Annotated in this window: 16 protein-coding genes; 8 read left to right on the top strand and 8 right to left on the bottom strand. The window is 64.1% G+C overall.

The window, feature by feature from the left end; all coding sequences use genetic code 11:
- Positions 1-38: 38 nt before the first annotated feature.
- The 3 genes from HSR6_RS02130 to HSR6_RS02120 form a co-directional block, all read right to left on the bottom strand.
- A complete protein-coding gene (locus HSR6_RS02130; RefSeq protein WP_071932667.1) occupies positions 39-1,868 on the bottom strand; it encodes a formate/nitrite transporter family protein in 1,830 nt (609 codons plus the stop codon).
- A 50-nt stretch (positions 1,869-1,918) separates the two neighbouring features.
- Positions 1,919-2,209 carry a helix-turn-helix domain-containing protein gene (locus HSR6_RS02125; RefSeq protein WP_070364398.1) on the bottom strand — a complete coding sequence of 97 codons (291 nt, stop codon included), beginning with the start codon at positions 2,207-2,209 and terminating at the stop codon, positions 1,919-1,921.
- A 203-nt stretch (positions 2,210-2,412) separates the two neighbouring features.
- Entirely contained in the window at positions 2,413-2,703 is a 291-nt protein-coding gene (locus HSR6_RS02120; protein WP_071932666.1) for a GYD domain-containing protein, read from the bottom strand.
- 127 nt (positions 2,704-2,830) lie between these two features.
- On the opposite strand from HSR6_RS02120, the gene HSR6_RS02115 reads away from it, so the two are divergent.
- The 5 genes from HSR6_RS02115 to HSR6_RS02095 all read left to right on the top strand — a co-directional run bounded on the left by HSR6_RS02115 (position 2,831) and on the right by HSR6_RS02095 (position 6,030).
- Positions 2,831-3,667 (top strand): RAD55 family ATPase, encoded by an 837-nt coding sequence (locus HSR6_RS02115; RefSeq protein WP_071932665.1) that lies wholly within the window; start codon positions 2,831-2,833, stop codon positions 3,665-3,667.
- 121 nt (positions 3,668-3,788) lie between these two features.
- On the top strand, positions 3,789-4,481 hold the full coding sequence (locus HSR6_RS02110; RefSeq protein ID WP_070364395.1) for a hypothetical protein: 693 nt from the start codon (positions 3,789-3,791) through the stop codon (positions 4,479-4,481).
- Complete coding sequence (locus tag HSR6_RS02105; RefSeq protein ID WP_083426079.1) at positions 4,478-4,966, top strand: hypothetical protein; 489 nt, start codon at positions 4,478-4,480, stop codon at positions 4,964-4,966. The genes HSR6_RS02110 and HSR6_RS02105 overlap by 4 nt, the downstream gene beginning before the upstream one ends.
- Positions 4,967-5,000: 34 nt before the next feature.
- Positions 5,001-5,321 (top strand): transcription factor S, encoded by a 321-nt coding sequence (locus HSR6_RS02100; RefSeq protein ID WP_070364394.1) that lies wholly within the window; start codon positions 5,001-5,003, stop codon positions 5,319-5,321.
- Positions 5,322-5,364: 43 nt separating this feature from the next.
- The gene (locus HSR6_RS02095) at positions 5,365-6,030 is read left to right on the top strand and encodes an HAD family hydrolase (RefSeq protein WP_070364393.1); all 666 of its coding nucleotides are present in this window, start codon (positions 5,365-5,367) and stop codon (positions 6,028-6,030) included.
- On the opposite strand, the gene HSR6_RS02090 is transcribed toward HSR6_RS02095, so the two are convergent.
- Positions 6,031-7,134, bottom strand: a complete 1,104-nt coding sequence (locus tag HSR6_RS02090; RefSeq protein ID WP_071932664.1) for an NAD(P)/FAD-dependent oxidoreductase — start codon at positions 7,132-7,134, stop codon at positions 6,031-6,033.
- Positions 7,135-7,230: 96 nt separating this feature from the next.
- Between HSR6_RS02090 and HSR6_RS02085 the strand changes: the two genes are divergently transcribed.
- Both HSR6_RS02085 and HSR6_RS02080 read left to right on the top strand, forming a co-directional pair.
- Positions 7,231-7,515, top strand: coding sequence for a translation initiation factor eIF-1A (locus HSR6_RS02085; protein WP_070364391.1), 285 nt, complete (start codon positions 7,231-7,233; stop codon positions 7,513-7,515).
- Between the two features lie 66 nt (positions 7,516-7,581).
- A complete protein-coding gene (locus HSR6_RS02080) occupies positions 7,582-7,971 on the top strand; it encodes a pyridoxamine 5'-phosphate oxidase family protein (protein ID WP_071932663.1) in 390 nt (129 codons plus the stop codon).
- Here the strand turns inward: HSR6_RS02080 and HSR6_RS02075 are convergent.
- The 4 genes from HSR6_RS02075 to HSR6_RS02060 all read right to left on the bottom strand — a co-directional run bounded on the left by HSR6_RS02075 (position 7,968) and on the right by HSR6_RS02060 (position 13,028).
- Positions 7,968-9,395 carry an MATE family efflux transporter gene (locus tag HSR6_RS02075; RefSeq protein ID WP_071933611.1) on the bottom strand — a complete coding sequence of 476 codons (1,428 nt, stop codon included), beginning with the start codon at positions 9,393-9,395 and terminating at the stop codon, positions 7,968-7,970. The two genes, HSR6_RS02080 and HSR6_RS02075, sit on opposite strands and share 4 nt — an antisense overlap.
- An 87-nt stretch (positions 9,396-9,482) precedes the next feature.
- Positions 9,483-10,823, bottom strand: coding sequence for an FAD-dependent oxidoreductase (locus tag HSR6_RS02070; RefSeq protein ID WP_071932662.1), 1,341 nt, complete (start codon positions 10,821-10,823; stop codon positions 9,483-9,485).
- Positions 10,824-10,875: 52 nt separating this feature from the next.
- Positions 10,876-11,619: a universal stress protein gene (locus HSR6_RS02065; protein WP_070364388.1), complete on the bottom strand. Its 744-nt coding sequence runs from the start codon at positions 11,617-11,619 to the stop codon at positions 10,876-10,878.
- Positions 11,619-13,028, bottom strand: coding sequence for an APC family permease (locus tag HSR6_RS02060; protein WP_233488546.1), 1,410 nt, complete (start codon positions 13,026-13,028; stop codon positions 11,619-11,621). Before HSR6_RS02060 ends, HSR6_RS02065 begins: the two co-directional genes overlap by 1 nt.
- Before the next feature lie 98 nt (positions 13,029-13,126).
- On the opposite strand from HSR6_RS02060, the gene HSR6_RS10955 reads away from it, so the two are divergent.
- Positions 13,127-13,300 carry a hypothetical protein gene (locus tag HSR6_RS10955; protein WP_158514128.1) on the top strand — a complete coding sequence of 58 codons (174 nt, stop codon included), beginning with the start codon at positions 13,127-13,129 and terminating at the stop codon, positions 13,298-13,300.
- Positions 13,301-13,320: the final 20 nt, after the last annotated feature.

Below are 13,320 nucleotides of genomic sequence, written 5' to 3'. Positions count from 1 at the left end.
CCAAATACATCTACCGGCAGGGGGGCTTCCCGCCCGGACTAAAACCAGTCCCGAAGTCGGTCGAGGGCCGACCGTTCGGTGGGCCGTTCGGCCAGCACGACGGATCGCTCGGTCTCGGTGATATTGTCGACGTAAAGCGAGTCGGAGACGAGACGGGAGAGGAGCCCACTCTCGGTCGCGCCGACCAGAATCATCGTGTGCTCTCTGGCCCCGTGCTCGATCGCCGTCTCGATGTCGCCGGTCTCGATTACCTGTGGCTGGTCTTCGAGGTCGTGGTCGATGGCCCAGTTGCGGAGGAACTCCTCGGCCCGTTCACGCTCCTCCTCAGTGTCGACGACAGAGAGCAACGTGATCGACGCGTCGTAGACATCGCGGAGTGACCGGGCCACCTGGGCGTTGAGATCCGCGTGGGGGTTATCGAGAACCCGGAGGAGGATCTTCTCGGGGTCAAAGCCGCGATCCTCGAGGATGAGGAGGTCACAGGGCAAGTGGCTGCCGAGTTCCTGGATCACGTCCTCAGGCCGGCCCGCCCCCCAGGGCGAGTCCTCGTCCCGTTCCATGAGCAGCAAGTCGACATCCTGGCGCTCGGCGATGTCGAAGATCTCCGCGAATGAGCGATGGGAGATGACCGTCGAGGTCCGGCAGTCCAGTTCCTCGGACTCGATCGAGTCACAGAGACGCTCCAGGTCGGCAGTCGATTCTGCGACCAGTCGTTGCCGGTTGCTGGTCGAGGAGTACCGCGAGTGAGCCTCGTACTCGGGTAGAATGTGGACGAAACTCACGATCGCCTCGTCCTTTGCCGACGCGACGGCCTCGGCGAGCGAGACGAGTGTCGCAGACTCGGTCGGGTTTGCGACCGGAACGAGGACGTGATATGGACCCTTCGTCCCCGCCTCACTGCCCGTCGTGTCGACGAGTGGGACATACGAGCGACCGGCAAAGCCGAACGGACGACCGGGAATCCCACCGAAGAGCATTTCGCGGCGTGACAGCTGGCGACGGGCGCCCTCGAATCGGGCCCCGACCAGTCGCTCTTCGCTGGTCTGGAACCAGTTAACAAGCGTCACGAGCACCACGCCGCCGACGGTGTTCCCCAGGAGTACAGGGATGACAAAGTCGGTGAGACCCACGAGGAGACTCACATCGCCCATGAATGCGAGGTACATCGTTTCGGTGAACGAGACGACCACGTGGAACAGGCCCCCGAGGGGAATCGCGAGAAAGGCCAGATAGATGACGACCAGCCGCGAGATCGTATCCCGGGCGGCATACTCGACCCAGACGACCCCGGCGACGATCAGCCCCGCGAAGACCGCCTTGAAGAACAGCGGCCAGACTGGGGTTTCGATGCCCTTGTGAGCCACGTCGATCGCGACGGCTGCCGCCTCGGGGGAGAGGACACCGCCCCAGGCGAGGGCGGCCGCGCCAGCCATTCCACCCAGGAAGTTCCCGGCGAGTACCACAACCCAGTTGCGGAGCAAGGCCGGGATGCTTGCCAGTCGTTCGAGTGTCAACGCCACCGGGGGGAGCGTATTCTCGGTGTACAGTTGATAGCCCCCGAGAATGATGTAGATGAATCCGAGCGGATAGAGAAGTACACTCAAAACGGGGTGGCCATCCGTCGAGGCGGTCAGCGAGACGTAAAGCAGGACGGTAATCGTAATCGAGAAGCCCGCAGCGAGGCCACTGAAGAAGAGTTCGCGATTGCTCGCCGTGATCTCCTCGTCCGCCGCGGCGACGATGCGCTGGAAGACCTCGTCCGTCGAAAACCGGTCTCTGACGACCCGACCGACCGCTGGTGCACCACTTCGGGACCGCTCGACCGCTTCCCGTACGGAGTCCTCGGCGTCTGATCCCTCATCGGCCATTGGAGACTCCTTTTCGGCCCGCCCCGATATGAATTGCCCTCTTCGACTGCTCAGGCACCGAGCCGTTCTTCGAGGCGAGCGTCGAAGTCGATGTCCGCCCCTTCGGTGGCCGACTCACGGATGTCGATCACGGCGATGCCGCGCTCGGTGATCTCGTACAGGCCGCTGTTTGGAGCAGGGCCAACGCGATCAACCAGCCCGTAGTCAGCCAGAATTGGCAGCCGGGTGTTGATGTACGATCGATCCTTGTCGAGGATGTATGAGAGATTCGCCGCCGTGTTTCGTTTCCCGTCGGACAGGGCCTCCAGAATTTCGAAGTCAGTGGGTTCGGCAAGCCTCATTGAATATCAAATATTGAAATTGGATGGCCATTTATTACATTCCCATGCCGGTGGTATATGCAAACAGTGTTACGGGTGTTTCGAGGCATCTGAAAGGATCCTTTGGTTACCTCCGAGTAAGGCCTAACCCGGCATAAGTACCGCGATCCAGGAGATATCACCGTGTTCTACCGACCGATGGCCAAAAAAAAACCAGGGCCGTCCTAGAGATCCTGGACGAGATCCAGGTACTCCGGTTCGTCGATCGCCTTGAGCGTCTCGGTATCTGCAACTCCTTTCTCGGCGAAGCGCAGCGCGAACTGCGTGTACATCTGGTCGTTGGGGAACTCCGCGATGGTGACGAAGTCGAAATCCCCCATGGTCAAGAAGACGTCCCTGATCTCCCCGCCCATCTCTTCGGCCATCGCCTTCATCTGCTCGGTGCGGGAGGCGCTTTGTTCGATCTCTGCGAAGCCGTCGGCGGTCAGGTTGGTGAGGCGGATGTAGGTTGGCATGGGTGAGTGTGACAGTTGTTATCTTGGAACTCTGTACCATGGTAAACATGGTCACTATACTTATGGCTTTCCCCAAATCAGGGCAACTGGCCGAAACGCGTAAGCAGCCAGCGCGAGACGGGCCGGCATGGCCCGGATCCCCTTCGGAATCGCAGGCCTCGACTCGCGGATCGGCGGCGGCCCGCCGGCCGGGAGTGTCGTCCTCCTGGCAGGCGAGAGTGGCGCAGGGGCCCGGGAGTTCCTCTATACGAGTGCCGTGATGAACGGCCTCGCGGAGGCCGACCCGGAGCTTTTCTCCCTGCACTACGGTGATCGGCCCGGAACCACCGACGCCCCGGACTCGATTCACTACCTCTCATTTACCGCCGACGCCGAGACGCTCTCGACCGAGATTACTTACACCATGGACGATCAGCTCGTCGAGGCGGGGCTGGACCCGATCGCCTTCGAGGACCTCTCCGCGGAGTACTTCCAGCTCAGCCCCGTGCCCCGGGAGTGGTACGGCCCGGCCCACCGGGACATCACCGATCTGGGCCAGGATGCCGACCGCCAGGGTGTACTCACGGCCACGGCCAACTACCTTGATGCCCACGCAAGCGGAAGCCTGGTCCTGATCGACTCGCTTTCCGATCTTATCGCGGCCCGGGGTCGCCATCACACCATCCGGGATCTCGTCTTGACTCTCAAGGGGCTCAGACGGATCGCCAGGGAGTGGAACAGCCTGATCCTCCTGCTTTTGACCAAAGACGCCGTGACCGACGAGGAACTCGGGAGCCTGATGACGGCCGTCGATGGCACGCTGCAGTTCGAGTGGGAGACCGGCGGCAACGAGCGGGTTCGCACGATGTACGTCCCCGAATTCCGGGGCGTACTCTCCCAACTCGAAGCCGAGGACATCATTCGCTTCGAGACGGAGATCCACGACGCCGGCTTCGACGTCTCGAATGTCAGGAAAATCAGATAATGCCGCGTGGGGCATCTTTATGCCCCCAAGCCACAAATCCAGTGACGAGAATGAGTCAGCGCCGTCTCCTGGAACGACCGCGGCGGGTAGACGGGCAATCATTTGTCTGCTGGAGTGACCTATGACCGCGGAGCAAGATCTCGAAGCGCTCCACGAGCGGGTCGAGACCCTGGAATCAGACACGGCGCAGAAGATAGAGGACGTTCGCGACCGGATCGTCCAGGTCAAACGCGAGACGGACCGGAAGGCCGCGGCCGAGCACGATCACGAGGAGCTCGCGGCCCGGCTCACCGCCCTGGAGTCGGATCTGGAGGCAGTTCGATCGGCCGTAGAGCAAACCGAGTCGAAACTCGACGGCGGGTTCGAGAACTTCGAGGAGATCCTGGAGACGTTATTCGACCGGACTGCGGACCTGGAGGCGGACGTTCAAACCCTGGGACAGGCGGTTCGTTCCATGAAGCGGACCCTCGAAACCGTCGCCGAGCGGGAGCAGCGCCGGGCCAGGGCCGACCACCTCAAGCAGACCGCGGCGGCACGGGGGGTTCGAACCGCCAAGTGCCAGGACTGCAACACGAAAGTGGACATCGCGCTCCTGAGCGACGGGACCTGCCCGAGTTGCGGGGCGAACTTCCACACGCTCGATGCGAACCCGGGCTTTTTCGGCACCTCCGTCCTCGAAACGGGCGACCGGCCGGCCCTGGAAGGCGGCACCGAAGCCGCGGCGCCCGACCTGGACACGTTGACCGCGGATGCGGAGGACTCCGAGGAACCCCGCTCGGCACTGGACTGGACCGAAGACGGTGAGGACCGATGACGGACACTGAAGAGAAGACAGAACGGGACGCCAAAGCGGAGGCCGAGCCGGACTCGATTCCACTCTCGGAGTTGCGATCCGAACTCGACGGGGAACCGACGGAATCGAGCACCAGGGACGACGACACCCCCCTGTCGGGACTCCGGGACACGGTTCGTCAGCAGAACGAGGACACCGAGACGGACGTGTCGGGCGCGTTCATCGAGGAGGACGTCGAACCCATCGACTCGGCGGGTGTCTGGGCCGACCTGTTGATGGACGCCGACGCCGGCGAAGGGCAGTTCACGGCCGAATCGGGCGCGGACTCGACGCTGGTCATCTCGAAGCGGATCTGCGAGCGCTGTGAGTTCCTCGCCGACCCGCCGGCCCTCCAGTGTACACACGAGGGGACGACCATCCACGAACTCGTCGACGTGGGACACGTCCGGGTTTCGGCCTGTCCGATGGTCGGGCCGGAGGGCGAAACGAAGCGAAGCGAGGAGTAATCGGACTTTTGGGACCCGGGGCCCTAGGGCGAGTATGCAGTTCTGTCCCGAGTGCGGGTCAATGATGCACGCCGAGGACGGCGTGATGGTCTGTTCGAGTTGCGGGCACGAGGAGCCCCGGGACGAAACAATGGCCGAACAGTACGTCTCGACCGAGGAACAGGACGAGAGTGACGTCATCGAGACCGAGGCGGGCATGAACTTCGAGGGCAAGCCCACCGCGGAAATCGAGTGTCCCGAATGTGGTCACGAGGAGGCCTGGTACACCATCAAGCAGACCGGTTCCGCGGACGAACCACCGACGCGATTCTTCAAGTGCAAGGAGTGTGGGCACCGCTGGCGCGAGTACGCCTGACACCGCGAAACCGTTTTCCGCGGGCACGCTGTACCAACGGCAAATGACCTACGACGCGGTCGTCCTCGACAACGACGGCGTGCTCACCACCATGACCGACCGATCGGTCATGGTCCGGGCCGTCCGCGGGGCGTTCCAGGACATGGGCGTCGCCGATCCCGACCCCGAGGACGTGGAGCAGCTGATCTACGGGGTCACCCCCGAGATCCTCCAGTCCGTCTCCGATCGATACGGCCTGGCCCCACGTCCGCTCTGGTACCGCCGGGACATGCGCTCCTCGCTGGTGCAGGAACGGGAAGTTAGAGCGGGCCGAAAGGCCCTCTACCGGGACTTCGAGGCTCTCGACGCCATCGATCGCCCGCTTGGCATCGTCAGTTCGAACCAGCACCGCACCGTCGCGGCGATCCTGGAGCAACACGACATCGGCCACTACTTCGAGACCGTCTACGGGCGGGAGATGGAACCGGAGAGTCTCGCACGGAAGAAACCCGACCCGCACTACCTCGACCTGGCGATCGGCGATTTGGGAGCCGAAAACCCGCTTTTCGTCGGTGACAGCGAGTCGGACGTACAGGCCGCCCGGGCGGCCGGGGTCGATTCGGTGTTCATCCGGCGGGATCACCGGGCCGAGACCGAACTCGCTGTCCCACCCACCTACGAGATCGAGTCACTCGCCGAACTCCCCGATATCGTCCACCGATCGGCCTGATTACACTCGATCGGGAGCGACCCAGTCGGCGAGTTCCGAGTCGACGGGCTCGCCGGCGATCTGATCGGCGAGCAACTCGCCCACGAACGGGGCGCGCGTGACGCCGTATCCTGACATCCCGACTGCCGTGTAGAAGCCCTCGACGGCTGTCTCGCCCACGAAGGGCCGGCCGTCCGGGGTGATCGTTCGGAACCCGACCCAGTCGTTCACGATCTCGGCGTCCGCCAGCCGGGGAACGGACTGTTCGATCTCGCCCGCGATGTCGAGGTAGAACGTCTGATCGACCGTGTGGTTCGCGTCCGGGTCGAACTGCTCGGCCGTCTCGTAGCTCGTATCGAACCGGCCACCGAAGGCCTGGTTCCGGCCGTCCTCGCGGAAGTAGTGCTCGTTCCGGAGAATCATGAAGGGCAGGGAGAACTCCGCCTCGCGGGAGAGAACGACGATCGGTCCGCGAGTGTGTCGGAGTGGCAGGTCCACGCCCACGAGGTCGTTGATCTGGGGGGCCCACGGCCCCGCCGCGTTCACCACGCCGCTGACGGACTCGGTCCCGTCGGAGGTTTCGATGGCTGTCACGCGCCCGTCCTCGGTGTGGATGTCGGTGATTTCGACACCCGTCTCGATGGTCGCCGGGCCCTCGGTGGCGCGGTCGGTGAAGTGCTGGATGATCTCGGAGGGATCGAGAAAGCCGTCCGCCGGGACGAAAAGCGCCCCTTCGAAGGCCTCGGGATCGAGTCCCTTCGCCGCCAGGGCTTCGGGTTCGAGCCACTCGGTCTCGACCCCAAGCTCCTGCATTCCTTTCCAGACCGCACGGACCGCGGGCACGTCTGTCAGTTCCGGAGCCGTCTCCAGGGTCCCGACCTGCGTGAACTCCAGGGTGCCAGCCTCGATCAGCGGACCGTAGGTCTCCCAGGCCCGTTCCCGAAACCGGTGTTCGGTCCCGTTCGGGTCGTCCTGGTGCCAGAAGAAGATGGCCATGGACTTCGAGGTCGTCCCCGCACCCAGGGAGTCTTTCTCGTACAGTCGAACCGGCAGATCCTGCTCGGCGAGGGCCGCCGCGATGCTCGTCCCGACGACGCCGCCACCAACCACGGCAATGGGGTCCATATCTCCCGATTTTTCTGCGGGCGTAAAAATCACTCTGGGCGATGGTAGCACGCCCCCTCAGATGGCTTTATCCCGCTCGGGCCCCGAAATACTGACGTGACTGAACAACGAGAGGAAAAGGACCTCCGAATGCCCTCGGGGTCCGAGCAGTTCGGCGTCGTAACACAACACCTCGGTGGAAACCACGTCCGGGTCCGCTGTGCGGACGGTGAGACCCGTCTCGGCCGGATTCCCGGCCGAATGAAGTATCGGACCTGGATCGAAAAGGACGACGTGGTTCTCATCGATCCGTGGGACTGGCAGGACGAGAAGGGCGACATCGAGTGGCGGTACAGCGATGCCGACGCCGAGCAGCTTCAGCGCGAAGGGCACATCGACTGAGCACGGACCGGCGGCCGGGATTGCCAGGGGCGGAGTGATTTTGAGGCTGTGTGACAAAGCCACAGTATGAGCGACCAGGTTCCCGACGAAGCCGAACGCTTGCTCGAATCCGAGCCACTGGCTGGGTTTCTGGCGACCAGTGTCGAGGACAAGCCCCACGTCGCCCCGCTCTGGTACCAATATGCCGACGGCGTGATCGAGTTGACGACCACCGGCCGAAAACTCGCGAACATCCGAGAGAATCCCAGGGTCTCACTCGCCGTCCAGAAGGCCGACGCCGGCACCCCGGAGTGGATGGTGACTCTCCTCGGGACGGCCGAAATAATCGATGATACGGCCGAAGAGCGACGGGTTCGCAGAGAGATCAACGCCAAGTACGGGGCCGAACCCGACGCTTACAGCGAGAACACGCTGGTCAAAATCGACGTGGGCACCGCCAGTTACACCGTCTATTAATCGTCGACGGTACCAGCCGTTTCGGGCCGATACCCCCGACTGATCGCCTTCCACTTGCCCGTCTTGAACCGGTAGTAGTTGATGACCCCCGAGACGGTCGTCTCGCCGAAGAAGGAGAGGTAAATGCCCCAGATACCGAGTGGGGTCGTCGCGCCCAGATAGACCAGCGGAATCGAGAACCCGAACATACCAAGGGCCCGGCTATAGAAGGGCCAGCGGGTGTCCCCGGTCGCGTCGAGGGCTCCAGCGATGGTGCTCGTCACGCCCTGGGGGACGATCGCGAGGGCGGCCACGTAGACCATCGGCACCGCGATGGCGATCGACGGGTCGGATCCCGAACCCATGAAGAGCATGACGATCGGTTCGGCAAAGAGGGCGATCGCCCCACCCGCCACGGCGTAGGTCGCGACCGAGAACCGGGTGATCTCGAACCCGAAAGATTCGGCCGTCGATTCGTTGCCCTGACCGAGTTCCTGGCCGACGAGACTGCTCGCGGCGAGGCCAAAGCCCCACCCCGGCGTGTTCATCACGCCCCAGATCCGGCGGGTGATGATGTAGGCCGCCGTGACCTGGGTGCCGAACATGCTGACGAAGGCCAGGGTCGGGAACCGAGCGACCGTCCAGACCGAATTGCGGCCGATCACCGGTAACCCGATCGAGATCAGGTCCCGGAAGGTGTCCAGATGGACGTACCGGCCGACGGGATTGACCTGGACGGGGAAGGCCCCGACGCCGGGTAACCCACCTCTGGCGAGTCCGATCGCCAGGGAGGCCGCGACGAACACGTTCGCGAGCACACTCCCCCAGGCCGCCCCTTCGACGCCCATCCCGAGTCCGAAGATGAACACGGCGTTGAGCAGGACGTTCGCGATGGCCCCGGATCCGCGCAACAGCATCGGGATCCAGGCGTCGTCGGCCCCGATGAGCGCCCGGCTCCCGATGAGGTTCAGCGAGGCGAAGGGCACGCCGAGGGCGAGAATACGGAGGTAGCGGGCGCCGTAATCGATTTCGGCGGGTGAGTCCGTGAGTACGGAGACCAGGGCTTCGGGAACGAGCGCGAAGGTGACCGCCACCGGAATGGTGATCGCGATCAGCAGGGCCGCACTCGATCTGATCGCCTGGCCGAGCTGGTCGAAGCGTTCAGCGCCGTAGCGCTGGGAGACGAGCGCGATCGTCCCCGCGGCCAGCCCGCCGCCCAGGCTGAACGCGATCCCCCAGTAGGGCGTCGCGAACCCCACGCCGTTGATCGCGGCCGCGTCGAGGGCGATCCCCACCATCGCCACGTCGGCGGCGTTTTTCGACATCCGGGCGATGCCGGTGAGAATGCGCGGCCAGGCCAACTCGACGGTCTTTTCGGCCCGCTCTTTCGTGATGAGGCCGAGCCTGGCCAGAACCGACCCGATGAGTACGAGCAGGGCTCGCATCGGGTTACGGAGGGCTCCCCGGATGGTGTTTCTGAACGATCCCACAGCCGGGATTTACTCGGGTACTGCCAAAGGAATTCTGTTTGCCTACGTCCCGCGGGGGAAGTTCTCGATGGTCGCCTGATCGAAGGCCTCGGCGTCGAAGGTGTAGTCCCCATCGAGGAACGACACGACCGACTGGGCGTCCCGACGGGCGTTCTTCAGGCAGGTCGAGGCCCCGGGCGAGGGCGTGATGTTGAAGATGATGTCCTCGCCCTCGATCGTCGCCTCACCCATGTCCAGACTGCGAGCCGACGTGTCGACGATCTGTGGCCGGATGCCACCATAGCCACGGGCGGGCTCGATGTCATCGAGGGTGGCACCTGGAACGACCTTCTGGACGTGTGGCAGGAAGGCCCGCTCGCCGATCTCCGGGAGGTCATAGACCAGGTTTCGGAGCACGTAGGGCAGCAGGACCTTGTCGGCGAGGATGTTGGCGTAGCTCAGGAAGGAATCCAGGTCGAGGCCGAACACGTCGAAGAAGTCCCCGACCGTGGAGAGTTCCCCACGTTCGAGGGCCGGGACCGGCTTCGCGGTCGGGCCGAATCTGGTGACCGAGGCGTCGTGCACGTCAGCGTCGCCGTGGACCGCCGCGAAGGGCAACTTCGCCATCTGGAGCGTGTAGACCTTCCCGTTGAGGAAGTCCTCGGCCAGGAAGAAACTCCCCGCGATGGGCAACAGCGCCATGTCCTCGCCGTACCCGAGTTGCTTGGCGAACTGGAGGCTGTGTGAGCCCGCACTCACCACGATGCCCTCCGCCATTGCCGTACCGGCACTCGTCCGGACCGCATAGCCATCCGCGGTCTCGACGATCCCCTCGACCGGCGTGTCGGTGTACACGTCGACGCCGGTCGACTCCGTGGCCTCGGCGACGAGCGATTGGGCTGTCTCCCCGTAATCGACGACGTAGCCGTCCGGGGTGTAAAGCGCCCGAATTTCGACCGACGGATCGCGGCCCTCGACCACGGCCGGTTCGAGTTCCGCAATGCGCTCTCGCCCGATCAGTTCGAGTTTCGGGTAGAGGTCGCCAAATCCCTTCTCGTGATAGCGGCGTTCCAGCCGATCGACTTCTTCCTCGCCGACCGCGATGACCATCTTGGAGCGGCGGTCGTACATGGTCCGCTCGGGGTCGGTCGCCTCGAGATAACCCGCCAGGGTTTCGGCCCCCTCCTTGACGGACTCGGCCTTCTCCAGGGTGTAGTTCGTCTCGATGTCCCCGAAGTGGAGGGTCTGTGAGTTGTTCGTGTGATAGGTGTTGATCGCGCCGATCTCGGCTTCCTTCTCGAACAGCGCCACGTGCTCGATATCGGAGAACTTCGAGACGGCGTACAGTAGCGATGCCCCGCTGATGCCCCCGCCGACGATGATAAGGTCGTATTCCTCCGCCATGTTCGAATCGACACCAGTGGTGTCTTATCGAAGACTCCTCCGGCAGGTCGTATTAACGCTGTGTCTTGTCGCTGTCGGGCTCGGGCGGCGGGCGCTGGACGACCAGCACCGGGCCGAGAAACTGCGAAGCGACCTGATCGTGGGGCATCCCGAAGACGAACGTCGCGACCGAGGGATCGGTCTCGCCCATGACCACCACGTCGTAGTCTTCCGCCGCCGACTCGATCGCGGCGAGTGGCCGATCGCGCTGTTCGACGAGCGTCTGGATCTGATGGGAGCCGACACCAGCCTCGAGGAGTTGATCTTCGAGCGCATCCAGGAGTTCGGAGACCGACCGATTCGACTCCTCGCCCCCGGTCGCGTGATAGAGCGTGATCCGGGCCGAGCCGCCCCCGAAAAGCCCGCCCACGACCTCGGCGATTCGATCGAGACTGACGGTGCCGCCAACCGCGACCAGGACATCCTCGACAGCCGAGACGGAACCCGGCACCAGTACAGCCCGACTGTCCGTCTCCAGGATCACCCGGTTGATCGTCTGCTGGCGCTCGTGGGTGAACACGAGTCGTGTCTCGACGGTCGCACCCGCGTCCTCGAACATCTTCGCGAACTCGTTCAGGCGCTCGGTCGCCCGACCTTCGTACTGTTCGCTCGCCTGTTCGGTGGCGGTCTGTTCCGGCACCTCGTGATAGCCAAGCACCAGAACGTGAGCCGCCGCCAGCAGGGCCGGCACTCCTTCGGGAATCGATTCGCCTTCGAGTACTTCGATTGGCACCAGGACGGTGGGTCTGTCTGTCATCAGTTGAACGCTCCTTTCAGGTCGACCGTGTTCGCGTAGTAGCGATACCAGCCATACGAGACGGCCATGACCACTACCCCAATAACGATCGCACCGGGCTGCATCGCCAGCGCCAGGCCGAAGCTCGCGACCGCAGCGATCCCCGGGAGGACCGGGACGCCGGGCATCTCGTAAGTCGGATCGTACCAGGACGGCTGGTCCCGTCGCAAAACGATCACCGCGATGGCGATGAGCCCGTACATGATCAGGTGAAGGAAGGAGGCGACCTCCGCGAGGATTGCCACCTGGCCGGTCGCCGCGAGCAGCAGAATCGGGCCCCCAGCGGCAAGCAACGCGATGTGGGGCGTGCCATAGCGCAGGTTGATCCTACTCGCCCGATCCGGGAGCAGGGCGTCCCGGCTCAGGGCATAGACGGTCCGGGAGGCGCTCAGAATCGAGGCGTTCGCACTGGAGATCGTCGCGAAGATCCCGGCGACGAGGATGGCGATCGCCCCCGGCGTCCCGAGGAACTCACGGGCAACCTCCACGATGGCGGTCTCGCCCAGCGTCCCCAGGTGATCGGCCCCGAACGCGCTGGTCGCGACGAAGATCGTCACCACGTAGAGGATCGTCACGACGATTACCGACCCCACCATCGCGATGGGGAGCGACCGCGAGGGGTTCTTGATGTCCCCCGCCACCGTGGCGACCTGCGCGAAGCCCAGATAGGAGGTGAAAACGAGCCCGGCCGTCGAAATGACCGGGAGGTAGCCCCGGGAGAAGAAAACGCCGGGGACCGACTCCCGGCCGAAGACACCCAGCGCGTCGAGGCCACCGTAGGAGAGGAAGACAACGAGGATGACGAGCAGCCCGGCGACGATGTAGTTCTGGAGTTTCGCGGTGTTCTCGGTCCCGAACAGGCTCGCCACAGTCAGCCCGGCCGCGAAGACCACCGCCAGGGGAATCACTGGGTTCAGCGGCAGCTCCAGCCCCAGTTCGGCGAGGGCCGCACTCGCGTAGTGGCCCAGGCCGACGAGGTAAAACGCCGAGGCAAAGACCAGGCCGAGCCAGAGACCGAGTCCGACAATCGCCCCCGCGGCGGTTCCCAGACTGCGTGAAACGAAGAAATATCCACCCCCGCTCCGGGGCATAGCCGTCGCCAGTTCAGAGGCCGGCAACGCCACGAGCAGCGCGATGACACCCCCGATGACAAAGGAGAGTGCGGCGGCCGGCCCGGCCCGGTTGGCCGCGAGGCCGGGGAAGACGAAGATGCCGGCCCCGATCATCGTCCCGATGCCGATTGTCAATCCACCCGCCAGGCCGATGGTTCGCTCCAGTTCGGCGTTTTCCGACGTGTCATCGAACAGTCCCGAGGCTGCATCCGGCTCGGGCTCACCGGTCTCGGGTGCAGTGTTCTCCGTGGGAGCCACGCGTGTCAGGGCAATTCGCCCGCCGGCCGCATAAACCCACACCCTGCGGCGGAGACTGAGTACCAGATTCATATAGCCAGGGGTCCAAGCGATGGCTGATGACAGACACGGACGAGACGCCCGAGGACGCGGTACCAGTGGCCGAGCTCGAGACGCTCGTCGACCAGTTCCGGGAGCGGGCCGACGACCGGATGAGCCTGGGCCTGATCGAGGCCTCTGACGGGATCAACCGGTGTGCCGACGAACTCGAAGCGCTCATCGAGGAGGAGTGATCCGTCGACGGGCCTTTAGG

Source organism: Halodesulfurarchaeum formicicum (genome assembly GCF_001886955.1).
GTDB classification, from domain to species: Archaea; Halobacteriota; Halobacteria; order Halobacteriales; family Halobacteriaceae; genus Halodesulfurarchaeum; species Halodesulfurarchaeum formicicum.
Note: the sequence above shows the minus strand (reverse complement) of the source record. Positions and strands in the feature narration are given on the sequence as shown.